This is a genomic window from Citrobacter sp. TBCS-14, from assembly GCF_005280805.1.
In the GTDB taxonomy this organism is placed as follows: domain Bacteria; phylum Pseudomonadota; class Gammaproteobacteria; order Enterobacterales; family Enterobacteriaceae; genus Citrobacter; species Citrobacter gillenii.
Window position 1 is genome coordinate 260016 of the sequence record NZ_SZWM01000185.1, and the last position, 17693, is coordinate 277708.

Below are 17693 nucleotides of genomic sequence, written 5' to 3' on the forward strand. Positions count from 1 at the left end.
AAAATCCGCCCCTCGAGGCGGATTTTTCATATCACCGAAGTGATTAGAAGCGGTAACCCACGCCAGCAATCCAGGTGCCAACGTCAACGCTACGAATACGGCTCTGCTCGTAAGAGAAGTCCAGAGCAACGTTTTCGATCGGGTTGAACTGCAGGCCCGCACCGTAAGAGAAACCGTAGTCGCTGGTGCTGTGGTTGTCAGCAGGAGATGCTGCGTTCTGGAATTTACCGTAGCCAACACCAACAACGCCGTAGATGCTTGCCCAGTCGTTCAGACGGTAAGCAGGACCTGCAGTGATGCCGTAGTATTGGGTTTTGTTGTAGTCGCCAGAAGCATCGGTACGATCTTTTTCAGTGTAAGTGAAAGAACCGATTACGCCCAGCGGGTTGTTGTCCTGCTCGTAGCGATACTTCAGGTTAAAACCGTTCATTTTGTTCGCAGCGCCCTGAGCATCGCTCTGAGCATAACCACCGGTCACGGTAGAAGTAGACGCAACAGCGGAACCTGCGGAGAAAGCCAGAACAGCGGCCAGTGCTGAAAGACATGCAATTTTTTTCATAACCACCTCAAATGTGCTTCAAGTAAATCTTAAGTTTTAAATATACCAAAAATTGATGGGAAACTCTTTGCGATTAGCGATGTCTAACGGGGGTTTTCATGTAACAGAACATTTCAAACACCCGCTATCTCTTTCAATTAACATCACTTTTATAACGAATAATGCCATTATTGCGCGCACAATACGGCACATTCATCCGGAAAATTCCTAATCACGCAGATTATTAATCCATCACTTTCAGGCCATTGTACGGATCTGTGCAGTTTTTTTTTCAACGAATACTCAACCACCTGCGTGTATTTCCAGTACACTCGCTCTTTTACTTAAATTGACAGGAGAAAGGATGCTGGGGTCGTCACGTAAAACGCCAGTCTGGTTACCTATTTTGGTTCTGCTGATTGCAATGTCCTCTATACAAAGCGGAGCATCACTGGCGAAGTCGCTATTCCCTGTTGTCGGCGCACCAGGCGTAACCGCGCTACGTCTGGCACTGGGAACGCTAATCCTCATCGCATTCTTTAAACCCTGGCGGTTACGCTTTGCCAAAGAGCAGCGTCTTCCTCTGCTGTTTTATGGTCTGTCGCTGGGTGGGATGAACTATCTCTTCTACCTGTCGATTCAGACCGTCCCGCTCGGTATTGCCGTGGCGCTGGAGTTCACCGGACCGCTGGCAGTCGCGCTGTTCTCTTCCCGACGCCCAGTGGATTTCATTTGGGTCGCACTGGCCGTACTCGGGCTCTGGTTCCTGCTGCCGTTGGGTCAGGACGTGTCGCACGTTGACTTAACCGGTGCCTCGTTGGCGCTGGGCGCAGGTGCCTGCTGGGCAGTCTATATTCTTACCGGCCAGCGTGCTGGTGAAGAGCATGGCCCGGCAACCGTGGCGGTAGGGTCGCTGATTGCAGCGATCATTTTCGTGCCGCTGGGCGCGATTCAGGCCGGAGATGCACTGTGGCACTGGTCGATTCTGCCATTGGGCTTAGCGGTCGCCATCCTCTCTACGGCGCTGCCCTATTCGCTGGAAATGATCGCCTTAACGCGCCTGCCTACGCGCACTTTTGGCACGCTGATGAGCATGGAGCCTGCGCTGGCGGCTGTTTCCGGCATGATCTTCCTCGGAGAAACGCTGACGATGGTACAAATGCTGGCGCTGGGAGCCATTATTGCCGCGTCAATGGGCTCTACGCTCACCATCCGTAAAGAGCCACAAATTAAGCAACTTGACGTGAATTAACCTGCCGTTATTCTGCATGGTTTGCATAATCATGCAGAATAGCCTTTTGTTTATCTCAGTGATTATTATTCTTATACCGCCATTGTTTCTCAACTCCTATTTCCTACGAATATAAACATCCAGAAAAAATAGCTGACAACAGATTACAATTGCACTTATGCATATGATCCAATTGAATATTTATATTTCCCCATCCTGTTCACTATTAAAGTGATAGGTAAGACCAGAAAATTAAAACTAATTTTAGGTCTATACTTACTCTCGTTGAATGACCTGGGACATAGATATCAAGAGGATATGAGATTATGAGTACCGCAAAACTGGTAAAAACAAAAGCATCCCCCCTTCTTTATACCCGTAACGATGTATCCGACAGTGATAAGAAAGCGACCGTGGAGCTGTTGAATCAGCAGGTGATCCAGTTCATCGACCTGTCACTCATCACCAAACAAGCGCACTGGAACATGCGCGGCGCTAATTTTATTGCCGTACATGAAATGCTGGATGGCTTTCGTACCGCGTTAACCGACCACCTCGACACCATGGCCGAGCGCGCCGTGCAGTTAGGTGGCGTAGCGCTGGGGACAACGCAGGTTATTAACAGCAAAACGTCGCTGAAAAGTTACCCGCTGGATATTCACAGCGTGCAGGACCACTTAAAAGAGCTGGCTGAACGCTATGCCGTGGTCGCTAACAGCGTGCGTAAAGCTATTAGCGAAGCCAAAGATGAAGATACCGCCGATATTTTCACCGCTGCGTCACGCGATCTCGACAAATTCTTGTGGTTTATCGAAGCCAACATCGAATAACGGTCATGATAAGAAATTCCTATATAACCCTCGCTCCGGCGGGGGTTTTGCACTTTTTTAGTGCATAACATTGATCGATTATCACTGTAAAGTAAAATATTTGTAATAATCACCTCACACAATCGTTAACGAAAGATTGTTTTATCAACAATTTTTACGCTAAATAGTCATATCGTTTGTGCCGCCCCCTTCACGCACCAAATGAGTGCCCCGAAACGGTGCAGGCTGCCCACTTTGCCCTACTTATTGTGCAGCAAAACGTAACACCTTCTTGTTAAAACAATAAGTTGCAAAATTGGCACGATTATTTCATTAAGACATATGTTCTCGCAGGGGATCGCCCCGTGGATATAAAAGGAAATCCTATGAAGTCTGTATTAAAAGTTTCACTGGCTGCACTTACCCTGGCTTTTGCGGTGTCTTCTCATGCCGCGGATAAGAAACTCGTTGTCGCAACTGACACCGCTTTTGTTCCGTTTGAATTCAAGCAGGGTGACAAATACGTCGGTTTTGATGTGGATCTGTGGGCTGCCGTGGCCAAAGAGCTGAAGCTGGATTATGAACTGAAACCGATGGATTTCAGCGGCATCATCCCTGCGCTGCAAACCAAAAATATCGATTTGGCGCTGGCAGGTATCACCATCACCGAAGAACGTAAAAAAGCGATCGACTTCTCTGACGGCTACTACAAAAGCGGCCTGTTAGTGATGGTTAAAGCTAACAATAACGACGTGAAAAGCGTGAAAGATCTGGATGGCAAAGTGGTTGCGGTTAAAGGCGGAACCGGTTCTGTCGATTACGCGAAAGCAAACATCAAAACCAAAGATCTGCGTCAGTTCCCGAACATCGATAACGCGTATATGGAACTGGGCACTAACCGCGCAGATGCCGTCCTGCACGACACACCAAACATTCTTTACTTCATCAAAACTGCGGGCAACGGCCAGTTCAAAGCCGTAGGCGATTCTCTGGAAGCCCAACAGTACGGTATTGCCTTCCCGAAAGGCAGCGACGAACTGCGTGAGAAAGTGAACGGCGCGCTGAAAACGCTGAAAGAGAACGGCACATACAACGAAATCTACAAAAAATGGTTCGGTACTGAACCTAAATAATAACTCGCGATGTTGCCCGGTAGCGCGAAGCTTACCGGGCCTACACCAGCAGATTTGAGACCTGTAGGCCGGATAAGCCTGGCGCATCCGGCAAAACAGGCATTTGAATATTTACACCACGGTAACAGGAACGACATATGCAGTTTGACTGGAGTGCCATTTGGCCCGCCATTCCGCTCTTGATTGAAGGCGCCAAAATGACCCTGTGGATTTCGGTCCTCGGTCTGGCTGGCGGCCTGGTAATCGGGCTGGCAGCAGGTTTTGCACGTACCTTCGGCGGTTGGATAGCCAACCACGTTGCGCTGGTATTTATCGAAGTCATCCGCGGCACCCCCATTGTTGTGCAGGTGATGTTTATTTACTTCGCCCTGCCGATGGCGTTTAACGACTTACGCATTGATCCTTTCAGCGCCGCCGTCGTCACCATCATGATTAACTCCGGTGCCTACATCGCGGAAATCACCCGTGGCGCAGTGCTCTCAATTCATAAAGGTTTCAGCGAAGCCGGGCTGGCGCTGGGTCTCTCACGCACAGAGACTATTCGTCACGTCATTTTACCGCTCGCGCTGCGTCGTATGCTGCCACCGCTGGGTAACCAGTGGATCATCAGCATTAAAGATACCTCACTGTTTATTGTCATTGGCGTCGCTGAACTGACCCGTCAGGGTCAGGAAATCATTGCCGGTAACTTCCGCGCACTGGAAATCTGGAGCGCCGTTGCGGTGTTCTATCTGATTATTACGCTGGTGCTGAGCTTCGTTCTGCGTCGTCTGGAAAGAAGGATGAAAATCCTGTGATTGAATTTAAAAACGTCTCTAAGCATTTTGGTCCTACCCAGGTGCTGCATAACATCGATCTGAATATTGGTCAGGGCGAAGTCGTGGTGATTATCGGGCCTTCCGGCTCCGGTAAGTCGACCCTGCTGCGCTGCATTAACAAGCTGGAAGAGATAACCTCCGGCGAACTGATTGTCGATGGTCTGAAGGTCAACGATCCGAAGGTCGACGAGCGGTTAATTCGCCAGGAAGCCGGGATGGTATTCCAGCAGTTCTATCTGTTCCCACACCTGACCGCGCTGGAGAATGTCATGTTTGGGCCGCTGCGCGTGCGCGGGGCGAAGAAAGATCAGGCTGAGAAACAGGCCAAAGAGTTACTGGCTAAAGTGGGCCTCGCCGAGCGTGCGCATCACTACCCTTCTGAGCTTTCAGGCGGCCAGCAACAGCGTGTGGCGATCGCCCGTGCGCTGGCGGTGAAGCCAAAAATGATGCTGTTTGATGAGCCGACCTCAGCCCTTGACCCGGAACTGCGTCACGAAGTGCTGAAAGTCATGCAGGATCTGGCGGAAGAAGGTATGACGATGGTGATTGTGACCCACGAAATCGGCTTTGCCGAAAAAGTGGCCTCACGCCTGATCTTCATTGATAAGGGCCGTATTGCCGAAGACGGTAATCCGCAAACCTTGATTGAAAATCCGCCCAGCCAGCGTCTGCAGGAATTTTTACAGCACGTTTCCTGATGCTGACACCTCCCTTCTCCCCGAAGGGAGGTTCTCCCCCAGAATGTTCTGATTTCATGACCCTCCCGTCCGGGCATCTATACTTATCCTTTTGTGTTTGTTTCTCATGGGAGGAGTCATGCGGTGGATCTTATTCATCTGTTTTTTTCTACTGAGCGTCCCCGTTCAGGCGGTCACGATACCCGGCGTAACGTCCACCGCCTCCGCCAGCCCGCCAGCGGAGCCCGCTGCTGAACCTGACGTTGAGCAAAAAAAAGCCGCCTACGGTGCCCTGGCAGACGTGCTGGAGAATAATGCCTCACGCCAGGAGTTGATAGGTCAACTGCGTAAAGTAGCGGCAACGCCGCCTCCTGAACCGGTCCCCACTATCGTCCCTCCCACGCTGACGGAAGAAAAAACGGTACTCGAGAACGTGACCGATGTCAGTCGCCACTACGGTGAAGCTCTCTCCAGCCGATTCGCCCAGCTTTATCGCAATATCACCGACGCTCCGCACAAAACTTTTAATCCGCAATCGTTCACCAATGCCCTGACTCACTTTTTTATGCTGGCGGTATCCGTGTTCGGATTTTACTGGTTGGTACGCTTATGTGCGCTGCCGCTGTATCGCAAAATGGGGCAATGGGCGCGGCAAAAAAATCGTGACCGCAGCAACTGGTTACAGCTTCCCGCCATGATTATTGGCGCATTCATCATCGATTTATTGCTGCTGGCCCTGACGCTGTTTGTTGGGCAGATCTTAAGCGATCGCATGAACGCCGGCAGCCGCACCATCGCTTTCCAGCAAAGTTTGTTTCTTAATGCCTTCGCGTTGATTGAGTTCTTTAAGGCCATTTTACGCCTGATATTTTGCCCGACAGTGGCCGAGTTGCGTCCGTTCAACATTCAGACTGCAAGCGCACGCTACTGGAATCGTCGCCTGAGCTCACTCAGCAGCCTGATTGGCTACGGGCTGATCGTGGTGGTGCCCATCGTCTCGAATCAGGTCAATGTACAGGTTGGCGCCATGGCTAACGTCATCATCATGCTGTGCATTACGCTGTGGGCGCTGTATCTGATCTTCAGGAACAAGAAAGAGATCACCGAGCATTTGCAAAGTCTGGCAGAAAGGTCGCTGGCTTTTTTCAGCCTGTTTATCCGCGCCTTTGCGCTGGTTTGGCACTGGCTGGCCAGCGCCTATTTCATCGTGCTGTTTTTCTTCTCGCTGTTTGATCCGGGCAACAGCCTGAAGTTTATGATGGGAGCAACGCTGCGCAGCCTGGTGATTATCGGCATCGCCGCCTTTATTTCTGGCATGTTTTCCCGCTGGATCGCCAAAACCATTACGCTTTCACCACACACCCAGCGCAGTTATCCGGAATTGCAAAAACGCCTGAATGGTTGGCTGTCGACGGCGTTAAGCATCGCGCGGATCCTGACGGTCTGTGTCGCCATCATGTTGCTGCTCAACGCCTGGGGGCTGTTCGACTTCTGGAACTGGCTGCATTACGGCGCGGGAGAAAAAACGGTGGATATTCTGATCCGTATCGCGCTGATTTTATTCTTCTCCGCTATCGGCTGGACCCTGCTCGCCAGCCTGATTGAAAACCGCCTGACCTCGGATATCCACGGCCGGCCCCTGCCCAGCGCACGTACCCGTACACTGTTGACACTGTTTCGCAACGCGCTGGCGGTGATTATCAGCACCATCACTATCATGATCGTGTTGTCGGAAATTGGGGTCAATATTGCCCCGTTACTGGCAGGCGCGGGCGCGCTGGGGCTGGCTATCTCCTTCGGCTCGCAGACGCTGGTAAAAGATATTATTACCGGGATCTTTATCCAGTTTGAAAATGGCATGAACACCGGTGATTTGGTCACCATCGGTCCGCTAACCGGCACGGTTGAACGCATGTCGATTCGCTCAGTCGGTGTGCGCCAGGACACCGGGGCGTACCATATTATCCCGTGGTCATCGATAACCACCTTCGCCAACTTTGTACGGGGTATTGGATCGGTCGTCGCCAATTACGACGTGGACCGCCATGAGGATGCCGATAAAGCCAATCAGGCGTTGAAGGATGCCGTTACGGCGGTGATGGAACGAGAAGATATTCGCGGATTCATTATTGGCGAGCCGTCATTCGCGGGCATTGTCGGGTTAACCAATACGGCGTTTACGCTGCGGGTGTCGTTCACCACCTTACCGCTGAAGCAGTGGGCGGTACGCTTTGCGCTCGACAGTCAGGTGAAAAAATACTTTGATTTGGCCAACGTGCGCGCGCCGGTACAGACCTACCAGGTTTTGCCCGCACCGGTGAATGGCCCCACGGCAGCAGCCGATCCGCTGCCGCCGACAGAACCGACGATTTAGCGCTGACGCGCCATAAAACGGCGACGCTGATCGTTATCCATAAAGGTCCAGGCAATAAAGCGGCTGTGCTTTTGCCCCTGGGCCATTTCTTTTTTGACCACTTTCACCGCACCCACATCCGTCAGGGCGTGGTACAGCGGTGGCAGATTTTCACCGCGTGAAACCAGCGTGGTGAACCACATCACCTGGCGACCAAAGGCCTGGCTTTCGGCGATCATTTTTTTGATAAACGCCACTTCGCCACCTTCACACCAGAGCTCCTCCTGTTTCCCACCAAAGTTCAGCGCATCGTCTTTGTCCTGTCCCAGGTTACGACGTTTACGCTCACTTCCGGCGCGGGCAGAAGCCGCTGAATCATGGAACGGCGGATTGCACAGTGTCGCTTCGAACTGTTCATTCTTATGAATAATTCCGTTGAAGATAGACGACAAATCTTTCTGACGGCGCAGACGAATAGCACGGGTTAACCCCGGATTGCCGTTAACGATCGCCAGTGCGCTGCTCAATGCTTCCTGGCTGGTCTCACTGCCGGTAAACCGCCAGCCATATTCGTGCACGCCAATCAGCGGATAAATACAGTTTGCCCCAACGCCGACGTCCAGCACGCTCGCATTCGCCGGGATAGTTCCCGTCGTTTCGCCCAATAGATCGGCCAGATGATGAATGTAATCCGCCCGACCCGGTACCGGTGGGCACAGGTAACCTTGCGGAATATCCCAATTAGCCACCGCATAGTAATGCGCCAGCAGGGCTTTATTCAGCGCCTTCACAGCCAATGGGTTAGCAAAATCAACGCTCTGCTCGCCGCCTGGCGTAATGGTGAGGAATTGCGTCAATTCGGGCGTAACCTGGCATAACGTGGCAAGATCGTAACGGCCATTGTGGCGGTTGCGTGGGTGTAATCCCGGTTTCTGGGGGGGCATAACATTCTCCTATTAACAGCGGCGTAAGATACCCGCATAACGCCACGCGGTAAACACGCATGGCACGGAAAATCGATAATTTGTGCTGGATTTCCACAAAACAAATCGTTCAAAAAACACTCAGTTGTCCATCAATTTTTTGCGGTAAACGTCCGGCCATGACGTCCTAAACTTATCAGGCACTACCCGTTGTTTCTCAGAGGATATCATTATGAAGAAATGCCTCACACTCCTTGCCGCTACCGTACTCACCGGCATGACATTTGCGTCTTTTGCTGCACCGCCTAACACCAGTCCTGCCACCGGCCCGCTACAGGCTTCCGGAACCGTGTCGGCTACCGGCGCGTCAAGCCTGACCGATCTTGAAGACAAGCTGGCGGAAAAAGCGAAAGAGCAAGGCGCAAAAGGCTTTGTGGTTAATGCTGCTGGCGGTAAAAATCAGATGTACGGTACCGCAACTATCTACAAGTAATCTCCCTCAGCCTAACTGCATTCGTCCTGAATGCAGTTTTCTTTTTTGCTCTCCGTACTCCCTGCACAATTTGTAACCATCATGTTGGAATTTTGAATCCAATGTAAATAAATGTATTTATTTTTGAATTAATGAATGCTAAAAAGTCGCACTGATTAATAATGCTTATCAAAATCATTATCAATTACGTATTTCATTACGGCGAGACCTGCAGGCGTAACATCCAAAGAGATGTCCCTTCGCACGAGTGAAACCTTCTACTCAAAAAATAATAAGCTACTCATTAACATGGATAAAAATCGCAACCTGCCGTCCAGTAGTTTCCATTCACTCACCTTTTTTGCCGGTCTGTGCATCGGCCTGTCTCCGGTCGCTCAGGCAGTCGCCGCAGGCGATCAGGATAAGAAACAAGAAGATACGCTGGTCGTAGAAGCCGCCAAACCGTCGCTGTACGCCCCCACCCACTCTGCCGATCCGAAATTCTCCCGTCCTGTTGCTGATACGACGCGCACCATGACGGTGATTTCTGAGCAGGTCATTAAGGATCAAGGGGCAACAAATCTGACCGATGCGCTAAAGAACGTGCCGGGCGTAGGCGCATTTTTCGCCGGTGAAAACGGCAACTCCACCACCGGTGACGCGATTTATATGCGTGGGGCCGATACCTCGAACAGCATTTACATCGACGGCGTTCGCGATATTGGCAGCGTGACGCGCGATACCTTCAATACCGAACAAGTTGAAGTGATTAAAGGTCCTTCCGGTACCGATTATGGCCGCAGCGCGCCGACCGGCTCCATCAACATGATCAGCAAGCAACCGCGCACTGACTCCGGCATTGATGCCTCTGCCAGCGTCGGCAGCGCCTGGTTCCGCCGCGGTACGCTGGACATCAATCAGGCCATTGGCGAGACCACCGCCGCACGATTAAACCTGATGGGCGAAAAGACGCACGATGCCGGACGCGATAACGTTAAAAATGAACGTTACGGCGTGGCCCCGTCCATCGCCTTTGGTTTAGGCACCGAAAATCGTCTGTATCTGAACTACTTGCACGTCACCCAGCACAACACGCCGGACGGCGGTGTTCCCACCATCGGCCTGCCGGGGTACTCTGCACCTTCTGCGGGGACTTCTGCCCTGAATCATTCAGGGAAAGTGGATACGCATAATTTCTATGGCACCGATTCAGATTACGACGACTCGACGACCGATACCGCGACGATGCGCTTTGAGCATGATCTGAGCGACAGCACCACCGTGCGCAATACCACGCGCTGGTCACGAGTCAAACAAGATTACCTGATGACGGCGGTGATGGGCGGCGCGTCAAATATCACGCAGCCAACCAGCAGCGTAGACACGTGGACCTGGTCGCGTCTGGCCAATACCAAAGATGTCAGCAACAAAATCCTCACCAACCAGACCAACCTGACCTCAAAATTTTATACCGGCGCCATTGGCCATGACATCAGCACCGGCGTAGAGTTTACGCGTGAAACGCAGACCAACTACGGCGTAGTGCCGATCACGCCACCGCCGGTGAATATTTACCATCCCAACAGCAATGTCAGCGTGGGTGGATTAAACCGTAACGGTGCCAACGCCAACGGCCAGACCGACACCTTCGGCATTTATGCATTCGACACCTTGCAAATTACCCGTGAGTTTGAGCTGAACGGCGGCATTCGTCTCGATAACTATCGCACCGAGTATGACAGCGCCACTGCATGCGGTGCATCCGGGCGCGGTGCTGTCGCCTGCCCGGCAGGCGTAGCCAAAGGATCGCCGGTCACCACCGTCGATACCGCTAAGTCTGGTAATCTGGTGAACTGGAAAGCGGGCGCGCTTTATCATCTGACAGATAACGGCAACATTTACATTAACTATGCGGTCTCTCAGCAACCGCCGGGTGGCAGCAATTTTGCCCTCGCCCAGAGCGGTACCGGCAACAGCGCCAACCGTACTGATTTTAAACCGCAAAAAGCAAAGACCAGCGAAATTGGCACCAAATGGGAAGTACTGGATAAGCGCCTGCTGTTAACCGCTGCGATTTTCCGCACCGACATTGAGAACGAGGTCGAGCAGAACGATGACGGTACCTGGTCCCAGTATGGGGAGAAACGCGTTGAAGGGTACGAACTGTCGGTAGCCGGCAACATTACCCCGGCATGGCAGGTGATTGGCGGATACACCCAGCAGCGCGCCACGGTCCATAACGGTAAAGACGTCGCTCAGGATGGTTCATCCTCCCTGCCGTATACACCGGAACATGCATTCACCCTGTGGAGTCAGTATCAGGCCACGGATGATATCTCCGTTGGCGCAGGCGCACGCTACGTGGGCAGTATGCATCGCGGCGCGGACGGCGCGGTGGGCACGCCATCCTTTACTGAAAGCTACTGGGTCGCGGATGCCAAACTGGGATATCGCGTAAACCGCAACCTCGATTTCCAGCTTAACGTCTATAACCTGTTTGACACCGATTATGTCTCCTCGATCAACAAGAGCGGATACCGTTACCATCCGGGTGAGCCGAGAACCTTCCTGCTCACCGCCAATATGCATTTCTGATGTATCACGTGGGGCGTAAGCCCCACTTTCAGGAGAAACACTGATGATGTACCACATTCCTGGCGTCTTATCGCCGCAGGACGTTGCTTGGTTTCGCGAACAGTTGGATTCAGCCGAGTGGATAGATGGCCGTGCTACCACTGGCGCTCAGGGCGCTCAGGTCAAAAATAACCAGCAGGTTGATACGCAGAGCGAGCGCTATGTTGCGTTACATAAAGAGGTGCTGGCCGCCGTGAACAGCAGCGCGCTGTTCTTTGCTGCAGCATTGCCAAAAACAATCTCCGCGCCGTTGTTCAATCGTTATCAGAACGCAGAGACCTACGGCTTTCACGTTGATGGCGCAGTGCGTAGCCACCCGGAAAGCGGCTGGATGCGTACCGACCTTTCCGCCACATTATTCTTAAGTGACCCCGACAGCTATGAGGGTGGAGAGTTGCGGGTCAATGACACTTACGGTCAGCATGCGGTCAAACTCCCGGCTGGCGACCTGGTGCTCTACCCTTCCAGCAGCCTGCATTGCGTTACGCCGGTGACGCGCGGCGTTCGTATAGCGTCGTTTATGTGGATCCAGTCGATGATCCGCGACGATAAAAAACGCGCCATGCTCTTTGAACTGGATAAGAACATCCAGTCCCTGAAGGCACGCCACGGTGAAAGCGCCGAGATCCCATCGCTGCTCAATCTCTACCATAATCTGCTACGCGAATGGTCTGAAATCTGACGGTGCGCTTGTGCATTCGTTTTCCATCCATATCATTCACTATAATTATTATACAAACTGAATGTACGGAGGGGCTATGGCATCCGGATGGGCAAATGACGACGCAGTGAACGAACAGATCAACAATACTATTGAAGATGCTGTCGCCCGCGCCCGTGGTGAGTTACCCACGGGTGAAAGTCTGTATGAATGCGAAGAATGTGGCAATCCTATCCCTCAGGCCCGGCGCGAGGCGGTACCTGGGGTACGTTTATGCATCGCCTGCCAGCAGGATAAAGATTCACATAACACCGCATACTCAGGATATAATCGCAGAGGATCGAAAGACAGCCAGCTACGTTGACCCTTCTTTACCAAAAGTTTCAGCGCATACGATTTCCTTTACGAGCACGGTTTTTCGCGATGAGTGTAGCAAAATGTGCCGTTGTCGCTGGCTCTGTAAATCGCAATGACAAGAACTGTAAATCCGCCTTCCGAATTTATTAATATTCAATAAGTTATTTGTCATTCAATTTTTTTGATTGATGTCGTCAATTCTATTCGATTTTCTCTCACCTAAAAAAACGTGATACTTCTCACATCGACAAAACAACGTCTACCGAACAAAACACTGACTAACAGAATAACCTGCGAGAGATTAATCATGAAAAATATCAAATATGCTGTTGCTGCCATCGCCCTGTCTACCCTGTCATTTGGCGCTTTCGCTGCCGAGCCTGTTACTTCCACTCAGGCACAGAGCATGAATAAAGTGGGCGTGGTATCTGCTGATGGCGCCAGCACGCTGGATGGCCTGGAAGCCAAACTGGCTGAAAAAGCTGCCGCTGCAGGTGCAAGTGGCTACAGCATTACGTCCGCTGTCGGCAAAGACAAAATGAGCGGCACTGCGGTTATTTACAAATAACCGACGAATTACCTGCAAGACCCAATGCTCCAACCCTCATTGACCCTGTTTGTTACCCTTTGTTTGCCCGTCCACTGGACGGGCTTTTTTTTGCTTACTGTTCCAACCGATGACGGAATTCTTGCAACACCGTCTCCGGCATCCCCACGAACTGCGCCGCCTCACAAATTGCCTGCCAGCTTCCTACATCCAGCGGGATGCCCTGCGCCAGTCGCGCCTCACGCGTACTCACTTCCCACTCACCCGGTAGCAGAACCGGGGCGTCCTCGCCATGCGGCGACGCTTTGACCCATTTCGCAAATGCGGCGACCTGATGGTCACAATCCGGCGCGCCAAATAATTCCGGGTTTAGAATGATCGTCGTCATGCAGTTAATGATGGCGTCAGCGCTGTCCTGCAAACTGTCTTCGTGCGTAGTTTTCCCCCCGGAAAGCGCACCGCCCAGAATTTCGCACATTGCCGCCAGCGCATAGCCTTTATGCTGAGCGAAGGTAAGCAGCGAGCCCAGCGGAGACACCTGCATCACGGCGGGATCGGTAGTCGGAACGCCGTCAGCATCAATCAGACATCCTGGCGCCACTGGCTCACCCTTATGCCACGCAACGCGCGTTTTGCCAAAAGCAATGGCGCTGGTCGCATAGTCCAGCAGCAGGGGGAAATCATTCTTACGCGGAAACACGGCGCAGAAAGGGTTAGTGCCAAACCGGCTGTCACGCCCCTGAAAAGGCGCAACCATCGGGATTCCGACCACATTCACAAAGTGAACGGAGACAAAGCCTGCGGCTGCACATTGCTCTGCCCAATAGCCAATGCGTCCGATGTGATGGGAATTGTGTAGTGCCACCGCGGCAATACCGAACTGACGGGCTTTCTCGATTCCCAGCGTGATAGCTTCATGTGCCGCAACCTGACCAAACGCACTGTCGCCGTCAAGCGTTACCACCGCCCCCGCGTCTTTCACCACTTTCGCGTGGCGGTTTAGCTGCAAATGTCCCTGCGAAAAGGAACGAACATAGCTTGGGATCATGCCAATGCCGTGAGAATCGTGGCCGGCAAGGTTCGCGGCGATCAGATGATCGGCAACTAAGCGCGCTTCCTGCTCTTCACTGCCCATCTGACGAAAAACGGCCTGAATAAAGGCGTGCAGCGTAGGCGCATGAAAGCGGTGTCCACTGTTCATGGTTATCTCCTGTTATGTTGCGTGTTTGTTGTGTTTCTTATTTTTCAACAAACTATGCTGCGCCACGACGCTCAGGAGGTCAATAAACGTGCAGAAATTTCACATTGCAGAAATAGCAGGAATAGCAGAAAAGGCGGGAACGGGCGGACCTGTAAATCAGGCCCGCCGGGGAGATGAGTACATCAGAAGCACTGGTCGACGCGGGTAAATCCTTCAGCCAGCGTAGCGACTTCGCCGGTTGCCACCAGGCAGCAGGCCATCTGAATCCTCAACGAGGCCGGTACCGGCTCACTTCCGGCCAGACAACGCTCTATCCAGCGCGCGGTGGTTTCCGGATCTTTTGCCACCGGCAGCGGCACTGGCTCGTCAGGCATCTCGCTCTGGCGGTCCTGCAGCACTCGTACACCAGAATGGTCTATCAGGCTGATCTGCGGGCAACGCTGTGGGTTGGCGTACACCTCCCCTTCCGTGCCGTGCATTAGCAGGCCGCGCCCGCCGATATCACCAAAGAATTTCGCTACCCGCGACACGTACTCCGGGTGCGAAACGCTGGCAAGACGCAGTGCGGCATCTTCAGCAAACGGCGTGGCTAATTTCGCGAGCGTATGCGCACTGTTGCGTACGCCCATCCGCCAGCGCATCGCCAGCTGTTTCTCCAGCGGCGGGCACAGCGCACTCACTGGGATAAACACCGGCTCATGTCCCTCAAGTTTCGCCTGAGCCTGTCCGGCATGCAGGGTAGGTGCAATCCCCATCAGGTCAAAAATGGTTTCCGTCAGCACGCGGGTTGGATCTTCGCTCACCCCGTGCACCACGACCGGGAAACCCAGCTTATGCAGCAAAATAGCCAGCAGCGGCGTCAGGTTAGCCTGCTTGCGCGCACCGTTGTAGCTGGGAATGACGATAGGCATCGGTTTGGCAACGGGCGGCGTCAGGCGAAGGGTATGGTTTTGCATCGCCTCATAAAAGCCCAGCATTTCTGCCTCACCTTCCCCTTTAATACGCAGCGCAATCAGTACGCCGCCCATCTCAAGGTCAGGCACGTCGCCGTTTAACATGTGGGTATACAGTCCACGAGCGGTATCCTGGTCCAGGTCACGCGCGTGATTTTTACCTCGCCCAATCTCTTTGATGATTTTGCGGTAATCCATCGATAACTCCTTGCCTGTTGCTCACATCGTTAACGCCGACGGCGGCGTGTGGGTTTCGCTTTTTCTTTTGGTTTTACTATAACGTCTGGCACACCAGGTTGCTCTATCGGAAATATGGGTAACGCATTCAGTAAACGCTGACCATAGTTTTTGGTCAATAAACGCTTATCGTAAATCACCACTTCGCCCCAGCAACCGTGACTACGAATGAGTCGCCCAACCTGCTGAATCAAATTGAACGATGCCGCAGGTAAACTCTGCACCTCAAAGGGATAGCGATTCAGGCTTTTCAGCCATTCGCCCTCAGTCACCACCACCGGGCTGTCGATGGGCGGAAACGCAATTTTGTGAATATGAACCTGAGTCAACAGGTCGCCTTTCAAATCGAGGCCTTCGGCAAAAGACTGCAGCCCAACCAGCACGCTACGCTCACCGTTTTGTACCCGCTTGCGGTGCAGTTCCACCAGTCGGTAGCGCGGCTGATCGCCCTGCACCAGCAACAGCAGACGCAGATCGGTTACGTGCTCAAGAAAACGCTGCATTGCCCGACCGCTGGCAAAGAGCACCAGCATGCCCTGATGTTTTTTACTTTCCACCTGTTCGCGGAAATAAGCCGCCATTTCGGCAATATGCTGCTCTTCGTTCTCCATCAACGGTTCGTAACGCATCTGCGGAATGACAATTTTGCCTTGCTCGACATGATTAAACGGCGAGTCCAGCGCAACAAAACGGTCCCCTGCTTTTTCTTTCAGGCCGCTCATCTCCTGCAGGCGCGAGAAACTGTTGAGCGAGCGTAAGGTGGCAGAGGTGACGATAATATGCGGCACGCTGCGCCACAACAGGCGTTCAAGCTGATCGCTGACACGGATCCCCACGCAGTGAAACCAGACATGCATCTGTCCGTCACGCACGTCACGCGTCACCCATTTGGTCACCGGCGCGCCTGATGACTGCGCCAGCGAAGCCAGCCGCCACAGTTTACTTTGCGCTTCAAACATACCCAGCGCCCGGTTCATCTGCAAAATAACCCGATGCAGACGAACGATATCGTGGCTGCCGGTTTTTTCGCTGAGATCGTTGAGGAACAGTTCCGCCAGACCGCGTAGCATCTCGGTGAGCTTCGCCAGACGCTGACAAATCTCCATCACTTCCGCAGGCAGCTCACCCATTGCAAAGCGGTGTTCAGCTTCCTGCGTGGCGGGCAGGTACAGATTGAGGATGTTGTTTAGTGAGGCGATCAGCTCATACAGCTCTTCACAGTGGGCGTTCAGGCGCTCTGGATTAGCCAGCGGCGGCGTGGTTTTCGGGCGAAACTGCTCCAGGCAGGTCGCCACGAGTTTGCTGAATAAATCCAGCTGCAGCCGATACCAGGGCGCGGTAATCTCGGCGCTCATTTCCAGCGCATCGCGCGCGACGTCCGGCAGATGGTGGCCTTCATCAAGCACCAGCAGCAAATTTTTCGGTTCCGGTAACACCGCTTCGCTCTCCATGGCCGCCATCACTAACGCGTGGTTTGCCACCACCACTTCGGCTTCCTGGATCTCACGGCGGGCAACAAAAAATGGGCATTCACGGTAGTAATGACAGTTACGGTTCAGGCAGCTGGCTTTATCGGTGCTCAGGCGCTGCCAGAGCCCGTCATCAATGGCGATATCGGTGTGATCGCGCAACCCATCCCATTTATAAGTGTCGAGGTCGCCTTTGAGCCTGGCGCAACGTTTTTGTTCTTCCTGGTTGTTGGGCGTCAGATCATCGTCGAGAAACGCCAGCAAATCCTGCTGATTGGGTTCGGTACTGGCCAAGGCCGCTAAATTACGCGGGCAGACATAGCGCCCTCGCCCAAACGCGGCGGTAAATCGCAGATCAGGGATAATTTTGCGCAGCAGCGGCAGGTCTTTACTGTAGATCTGATCCTGCAACGCGACGTTGGCGGTACTGACCACCAGCGTCTTTTGTTCTTCACGGGCAATGGCAATCCCCGGAATTAAATAGGACAGCGTTTTCCCGACGCCGGTCGGCGCTTCGATAGCCAGATGTCGCCCATCTTCCCCAGCCAGCGTTTTCGCGACATCAGCAATCATCTGCCGCTGCGGTGCACGGGGGATAAAGTCGGGGATCTGTTCCTGAAGCGCCTTATACCAGGCGGCAATTTGCGCTTTCAACGCTGCGGTTAATGCCATGAGAAAAC

General features: G+C 52.9%; 16 protein-coding genes. 11 read left to right on the plus strand and 5 right to left on the minus strand.

The window, feature by feature from the left end; genetic code table 11:
* Positions 1 to 43: 43 nt before the first annotated feature.
* Positions 44 to 559, minus strand: a complete 516-nt coding sequence (ompX, locus tag FDX22_RS09900; protein WP_096757749.1) for an outer membrane protein OmpX — start codon at positions 557 to 559, stop codon at positions 44 to 46.
* Between the two features lie 343 nt (positions 560 to 902).
* Between ompX and rhtA the strand changes: the two genes are divergently transcribed.
* The 6 genes from rhtA (at position 903) to ybiO (ending at position 7580) form a co-directional block, all read left to right on the plus strand.
* Positions 903 to 1790, plus strand: a complete 888-nt coding sequence (gene rhtA, locus FDX22_RS09905) for a threonine/homoserine exporter RhtA (RefSeq protein ID WP_146717127.1) — start codon at positions 903 to 905, stop codon at positions 1788 to 1790.
* A gap of 305 nt (positions 1791 to 2095) precedes the next feature.
* The gene (gene dps, locus FDX22_RS09910; protein WP_096757751.1) at positions 2096 to 2599 is read left to right on the plus strand and encodes a DNA starvation/stationary phase protection protein Dps; all 504 of its coding nucleotides are present in this window, start codon (positions 2096 to 2098) and stop codon (positions 2597 to 2599) included.
* A gap of 365 nt (positions 2600 to 2964) precedes the next feature.
* Positions 2965 to 3711: a glutamine ABC transporter substrate-binding protein GlnH gene (glnH, locus tag FDX22_RS09915; protein ID WP_096757752.1), complete on the plus strand. Its 747-nt coding sequence runs from the start codon at positions 2965 to 2967 to the stop codon at positions 3709 to 3711.
* Between the two features lie 137 nt (positions 3712 to 3848).
* On the plus strand, positions 3849 to 4508 hold the full coding sequence (gene glnP, locus FDX22_RS09920; RefSeq protein ID WP_096757753.1) for a glutamine ABC transporter permease GlnP: 660 nt from the start codon (positions 3849 to 3851) through the stop codon (positions 4506 to 4508).
* Positions 4505 to 5227, plus strand: coding sequence for a glutamine ABC transporter ATP-binding protein GlnQ (gene glnQ / locus FDX22_RS09925; RefSeq protein WP_115258988.1), 723 nt, complete (start codon positions 4505 to 4507; stop codon positions 5225 to 5227). Before glnP ends, glnQ begins: the two co-directional genes overlap by 4 nt.
* Before the next feature lie 118 nt (positions 5228 to 5345).
* The gene (gene ybiO / locus FDX22_RS09930; RefSeq protein WP_117341676.1) at positions 5346 to 7580 is read left to right on the plus strand and encodes a mechanosensitive channel protein; all 2235 of its coding nucleotides are present in this window, start codon (positions 5346 to 5348) and stop codon (positions 7578 to 7580) included.
* Here ybiO and rlmF read toward each other — a convergent pair.
* Positions 7577 to 8503, minus strand: coding sequence for a 23S rRNA (adenine(1618)-N(6))-methyltransferase RlmF (gene rlmF, locus FDX22_RS09935; RefSeq protein WP_096757756.1), 927 nt, complete (start codon positions 8501 to 8503; stop codon positions 7577 to 7579). The genes ybiO and rlmF overlap by 4 nt on opposite strands.
* A 211-nt stretch (positions 8504 to 8714) precedes the next feature.
* On the opposite strand from rlmF, the gene mcbA reads away from it, so the two are divergent.
* The 5 genes from mcbA to ybiJ all read left to right on the plus strand — a co-directional run bounded on the left by mcbA (position 8715) and on the right by ybiJ (position 13174).
* On the plus strand, positions 8715 to 8975 hold the full coding sequence (gene mcbA / locus FDX22_RS09940; protein ID WP_096757757.1) for a DUF1471 family periplasmic protein McbA: 261 nt from the start codon (positions 8715 to 8717) through the stop codon (positions 8973 to 8975).
* A 288-nt stretch (positions 8976 to 9263) separates the two neighbouring features.
* Positions 9264 to 11549: a catecholate siderophore receptor Fiu gene (locus FDX22_RS09945; protein ID WP_146717128.1), complete on the plus strand. Its 2286-nt coding sequence runs from the start codon at positions 9264 to 9266 to the stop codon at positions 11547 to 11549.
* Positions 11550 to 11592: 43 nt separating this feature from the next.
* Entirely contained in the window at positions 11593 to 12270 is a 678-nt protein-coding gene (gene ybiX / locus FDX22_RS09950) for a PKHD-type hydroxylase YbiX (RefSeq protein WP_146717129.1), read from the plus strand.
* Between the two features lie 76 nt (positions 12271 to 12346).
* Positions 12347 to 12613, plus strand: coding sequence for a DksA/TraR family C4-type zinc finger protein (locus FDX22_RS09955; RefSeq protein ID WP_115258991.1), 267 nt, complete (start codon positions 12347 to 12349; stop codon positions 12611 to 12613).
* 300 nt (positions 12614 to 12913) lie between these two features.
* A complete protein-coding gene (gene ybiJ / locus FDX22_RS09960) occupies positions 12914 to 13174 on the plus strand; it encodes a DUF1471 family protein YbiJ (protein WP_096757760.1) in 261 nt (86 codons plus the stop codon).
* A 94-nt stretch (positions 13175 to 13268) separates the two neighbouring features.
* Here the strand turns inward: ybiJ and FDX22_RS09965 are convergent, their stop codons facing one another.
* The 3 genes from FDX22_RS09965 to dinG all read right to left on the minus strand — a co-directional run bounded on the left by FDX22_RS09965 (position 13269) and on the right by dinG (position 17685).
* Positions 13269 to 14354: a malate/lactate/ureidoglycolate dehydrogenase gene (locus FDX22_RS09965; protein ID WP_146717130.1), complete on the minus strand. Its 1086-nt coding sequence runs from the start codon at positions 14352 to 14354 to the stop codon at positions 13269 to 13271.
* 182 nt (positions 14355 to 14536) lie between these two features.
* Positions 14537 to 15505 (minus strand): DNA-binding protein YbiB, encoded by a 969-nt coding sequence (gene ybiB, locus FDX22_RS09970; RefSeq protein WP_117341672.1) that lies wholly within the window; start codon positions 15503 to 15505, stop codon positions 14537 to 14539.
* A 29-nt stretch (positions 15506 to 15534) separates the two neighbouring features.
* Positions 15535 to 17685 carry an ATP-dependent DNA helicase DinG gene (dinG, locus tag FDX22_RS09975; protein WP_096757763.1) on the minus strand — a complete coding sequence of 717 codons (2151 nt, stop codon included), beginning with the start codon at positions 17683 to 17685 and terminating at the stop codon, positions 15535 to 15537.
* Positions 17686 to 17693: the final 8 nt, after the last annotated feature.